Annotated in this window: 4 protein-coding genes and 1 tRNA gene; 3 read left to right on the top strand and 2 right to left on the bottom strand. The window is 61.9% G+C overall.

Annotated features, from left to right (window positions below; genetic code table 11):
- Positions 1-38 precede the first annotated feature (38 nt).
- Entirely contained in the window at positions 39-1022 is a 984-nt protein-coding gene (locus tag RT662_RS10810; protein ID WP_313670713.1) for a site-specific integrase, read from the top strand.
- Between the two features lie 95 nt (positions 1023-1117).
- Here RT662_RS10810 and RT662_RS10805 read toward each other — a convergent pair.
- Together RT662_RS10805 and RT662_RS10800 are read right to left on the bottom strand one after the other, a co-directional pair.
- Positions 1118-1194 (bottom strand) — tRNA-Pro (locus RT662_RS10805).
- A gap of 50 nt (positions 1195-1244) precedes the next feature.
- Entirely contained in the window at positions 1245-2546 is a 1302-nt protein-coding gene (locus tag RT662_RS10800) for an FAD-dependent oxidoreductase (protein WP_313670712.1), read from the bottom strand.
- Positions 2547-2647: 101 nt separating this feature from the next.
- Here RT662_RS10800 and RT662_RS10795 point away from each other — a divergent pair, with 101 nt between their 5' ends.
- Both RT662_RS10795 and lepA read left to right on the top strand, forming a co-directional pair.
- Positions 2648-3082 carry an acetyltransferase gene (locus RT662_RS10795; protein ID WP_313670711.1) on the top strand — a complete coding sequence of 145 codons (435 nt, stop codon included), beginning with the start codon at positions 2648-2650 and terminating at the stop codon, positions 3080-3082.
- Positions 3083-3137: 55 nt separating this feature from the next.
- On the top strand, positions 3138-4939 hold a 1802-nt coding region (gene lepA, locus RT662_RS10790), incomplete at its 3' end, for a translation elongation factor 4 (protein ID WP_313670710.1).

Raw genomic sequence — 4939 nt, 5'->3', positions numbered from 1 at the left:
CTTTGGCGAATTAAATACTCAGAAGTGGAGAATTACGAATGCCGAAAGAAAGTGAATTCACCGTGCAGCGATATCGTGACGGATGGGCAATCGTCTTCAAAGATGCCAGCGGCAAACGCAAGCGCTGGAGTCTTGATGCGATCGATCGGCAGAGCGCCGAAGCGGAGGCGCGCAAACGCTGGAGCCTTAGGTTTGCCGGCAAATGGACCGTGGGCCGAATAGTCTCGGTTTATCTCGACGCCAGGGAGGAAGCCGAGATCGCATCGATAGCGAGACGCCGGAACGCGTGGAAAGCCATGGCCGCGTTTTGGACTGATGTCGACCCGGAACTGATCGATGAAAAGATGTGTAGGGATTACGTCGACCAGCGAAAGCGGGCACCTGCGACCACACGCTATGAATTGGCGATGTTGGCGGCAGCGCTCAATCATGCCGCCGAAGCCAAGCATATCCAGAAAGCACCCAAGGTATGGCGGCCAGCCGAACCGGAACACATTGCACGTGCTCTGAGCAGGCAGGAGTTTCGGCGATTTTTCGACGCGGTGCTAGCACCGCACGTTCGGCTCTTTGTGATTCTTGCGCTCTCCACATGCTCTCGTCCCGGCGCACTTCTGGAGCTGGAATGGATCCAGATAGATTTTGAAAAGGGGCTTATCAGACTGAATCCAATTGGCAGGGTCCAAACCAAAAAGAAGCGTCCAACCGTTCCCATCGCCGATTATGCAGTAGAAACACTAACCGAGGCCTTTGCCGTCAGGCAATCTCAACACGTTATCGAACGCGGTGGGAAGATGCTGGCTTCAATCCGCAAAGCCTTTGCCGCAGCCTCAAAAAGGAGCGGTGTCCATGCGACCCCTTTCACGCTTCGCCATACGGGCGCGGTATGGAGGGCCGAGGATGGCATCAGCATGTCGGAACTTGCCCAATTGATGGGACATTCCAATGAGATGACCACTTTCCGTTATTATGCCCGCTACAGTCCGACTTACATGCGGAAGGCCGCAAATGCCGGCAAATGGTGAACCTCAGCTAAGGCACAGAGACCCGCAGAGGTTCAAATGAACCTTCGTCCTGTGTTTGAAGGGCGGCCCGGGAAGCCGTAACCCCTTCTTTCCATTGGTCGGGGCGAGAGGATTCGAACCTCCGGCCTCTGCCTCCCGAAGACAGCGCTCTACCAGGCTGAGCTACGCCCCGATCCTTGCGGAAGCGGCGCTATAGCCGCCGCCTCACGCGCGCGCAACCGCTCAAAGCGCGATTTGCAGCATTTTCGTCACGTCCACGAGTTTTTCGCGCGGGGCGCCAGTACGCGCGGCAGTAACTTCGGCGGCTTCGATCTTCTGCCAGCCAGCAAAATCGCTGGCCGTGATGGCGCGACTGGCGAGCAGCGCGTCGAGCCCGGCCGGACCCGCCTTGCCGGAAGCGGCGATGCCGTCCTCCACCATGGCGGCGACCACGGAAAACCCATCGGGCCGGTTGGTGCCGATGGTGCCCGAAGGCCCGCGCCGCGCCCAGCCGCTGGCATAAAGCGCCGGCGCGATCCGGCCAGCGTCATCGGTGGGAAAACGGCCGAGCTTGTCAGACCAGTTCACGCCGGGGATTTCGGCGGTGCGATAGCCGATGCAGGCAATCACCAGACCACATGGAATCGCGTGCAGCTCGCCCGTGCCCACGGCCTGGCCGTTTTCCAGCCGGGTCGTCTCCACGATCAGGCGTTCGGCCTTGCCATGGCCTTCCACCGCCACCGGGCGGCGGAAGAATTCGAAATTGATCGTCACCGGCTTGTCGCCCCGCGGCAGGCCGGCAAAGCCGCGCAGGTGGGTGACCATCTTGCGCTGGCCGGGATCCAATGCGGCATCTTCGGATTCCGGCGGGAAATCGCCCGGCCGCACGATGGGATGCGCGCGGACAAGGTGACCCAACTCGCCGGCTTCCTTGGTGGTGAAACTGGCCTGATGGGGCCCGCGCCGGCCGATGATGTGCACATCGCGCACGCTACTTGCCGACAGCGTTTTCAGCGCGTGATCAGCGATATCGGTGGTGGAAAGTTCTTCCACCGTCTTCGCCAGCACGCGGGCGCAATCGATGGCGACATTGCCGTTGCCGATGATGGCGGCGCCGTGATGCGACAGATCCACCTGCAACCCGGCATGATCGGGATGGCCATTGTACCAGCCGACAAACGCCGCCGAACCAATCACGCCCGGCAGATCATCGCCAGGAATGCCGATCGGCTTGTCGTGCGGTGCACCCACAGACAGCACCACCGCATCATACAGCCCGAGAAGTTCCTCCACCGACACATCACGGCCCAGCATCACATTGCCCACCAGCCGCGTGCCCGGCGCCAGGTTGGTCGCCTCGTATCGCTTGGTGACGGCCTTGATCGACTGGTGATCGGGCGCCACGCCGGCGCGGATCAAGCCATAGGGGGTCGGCAGGCGGTCGATGATGTCGACGCGCACATCATTGCCCCACTGCTTCTGGGCGGCTTCGGCGGTGTAATATCCGGCCGGGCCGGCACCCACGATGGCGATGGAAAGGGTCAAGGCAGGTCTCCGTCAATCTCTGTTGTCCCGCTATTGCCAGCAGCGGACAGGGTCAAGCCGCGGCCGTGGTCGCGGCGGCAAAGCAATGCTATCGCATGGCCATGATCCGCTTGCGCTCTGCCCGGCCTGACGATGCGGCGGCCTGTTTTGCCCTTTGGCACGCAGCCGTGGCCGCCACCCACGATTTCCTCGATCCCGCCGATTTCGCCGCCATCGCAGCCGAAGTGCAGGCCATGCTGCCGCTCGTGCCGATGACCGTGGCCGTGGACGCCGGCGATCAGCCGCTGGGCTTCATGATCATGGACAGCGCCCACATGGAAGCGCTGTTCATCCACCCCGCTGCCCACGGCCTGGGGCTGGGCACGGCGCTGGTGCAATACGCAGCAGCAGCCCATGGCCGCATCACCACTGATGTGAACGAACAGAATGCGGTCGCCGTGGGCTTCTATCGCCGGCTGGGCTTTGTGCCCACGGGGCGCAGCCCAATTGATAGCCAGGGCCGGCCCTATCCGCTGGTGCATCTGGCCCGCGATTGAACGGCCGCGACGGCCTGACCGTTGCATGCACCGCCACGCCTGCTAAAGCGCAACGATGACCGTCGACCAGAGCCGTATCCGCAATTTCTCGATCATCGCCCACATCGATCACGGGAAGTCCACGCTGGCCGATCGCCTGATCCAGACAACCGGCGGCCTGCAGCTGCGCGAGATGTCGGAGCAGGTGCTCGACAATATGGACATCGAGAAGGAACGCGGCATCACCATCAAGGCGCAGACCGTGCGCCTGGATTACCGCGCGTCCGACGGGAAGGATTATATCCTCAACCTGATGGACACGCCCGGCCACGTCGATTTCGCCTATGAAGTGTCGCGCTCGCTGGCCGCCTGCGAAGGCGCGCTGCTGGTGGTGGACGCAGCCCAGGGCGTCGAAGCCCAGACGCTGGCCAACGTCTATCAATCGATCGAGCACGACCATGAAATCGTGCCGGTGATCAACAAGATCGATCTGCCTTCTGCCGATCCGGAAAAGGTGAAGAAGGAGATCGAGGACATCATCGGCCTCGATGCATCCGGCGCCGTGCTGGCCAGCGCCAAATCCGGCATCGGCATCGTCGAAGTCCTCGAAGCCATCGTCAAACGCATCCCGCCGCCCAAGGGTGATCCCGCCAAGCCGCTGAAGGCAATGCTGGTGGACTCATGGTACGATCCCTATCTCGGCGTCGTCGTGCTGGTGCGCATCATCGATGGCGTCATCAAGAAGGGCCAGCAGATCAAGTTCATGGCGGCAGACAGCATCCACCTGGTGGACCGTGTCGGCGCCTTCCGTCCCAAGATCGAACAATTCACCGAACTCGGCCCCGGCGAAATCGGCTTCATCACCGCGCAGATCAAGGAAGTGGCCCAGGCCCGCGTGGGGGACACGATCACCGACGCGAAAAAGCCCGCCAACGAAGCCCTGCCCGGCTTCAAGGAAGTGCAGCCGGTGGTGTTCTGCGGCCTGTTCCCCACTGATGCGGCTGATTTCGAGAAGCTGCGCGAATCCATCTCGCGCCTGCGCCTGAACGACGCCAGCTTCAGCTTTGAAATGGAAACCAGCGCCGCGCTCGGCTTCGGCTTCCGCTGCGGCTTCCTCGGCCTGCTGCACCTCGAGATCATCCAGGAACGCCTGAGCCGCGAGTACGACCTCGATCTGATCACCACCGCGCCGTCGGTCGTCTATCACATCATGATGCGCGATGGCTCCACGCTGGAACTGCACAACCCGGCCGACATGCCCGATCCGTCATCCATCCTGCAGATCGACGAACCGTGGATCGAAGCCACCATCTACGTGCCGGATGAATATTTGGGCAGCATCCTGAAACTCTGCCAGGATCGCCGCGGCATCCAGAAAAATCTCACCTACGTGGGCGGCCGCGCCCAGGTGGTCTATGAACTGCCGCTCAACGAAGTCGTGTTCGATTTCTACGATCGCCTCAAATCCATCAGCCGCGGCTATGCCAGCTTTGATTATCACCAGATCGGCCACCGCGAAGGCGACCTGGTGAAAATGTCGATCATGGTCAACATGGAGCCGGTGGACGCGCTCTCCATGATCGTCCACCGCAGCGCCGCCGAAGCGCGCGGCCGCCACATGTGCGAACGGATGAAAGACCTCATCCCCCGCCACCTGTTCAAAATCCCGATCCAGGCCGCCATCGGCGGCAAAGTCATCGCCCGCGAAACCATCGCCGCCCTGCGCAAAGACGTCACCGCCAAATGCTACGGCGGCGACGCCTCCCGCAAACGCAAGCTGCTGGACAAGCAGAAAGAAGGCAAAAAGCGGATGCGGCAGTACGGGAATGTGGACATCCCGCAGGAGGCGTTCATCGCGGCGCTGCGGATGGGGGATGA

It is taken from the genome of Sandarakinorhabdus sp. (assembly GCF_032115815.1).
Taxonomy (GTDB): Bacteria; Pseudomonadota; Alphaproteobacteria; order Sphingomonadales; family Sphingomonadaceae; genus Sandarakinorhabdus.
Note: the sequence above shows the minus strand (reverse complement) of the source record. Positions and strands in the feature narration are given on the sequence as shown.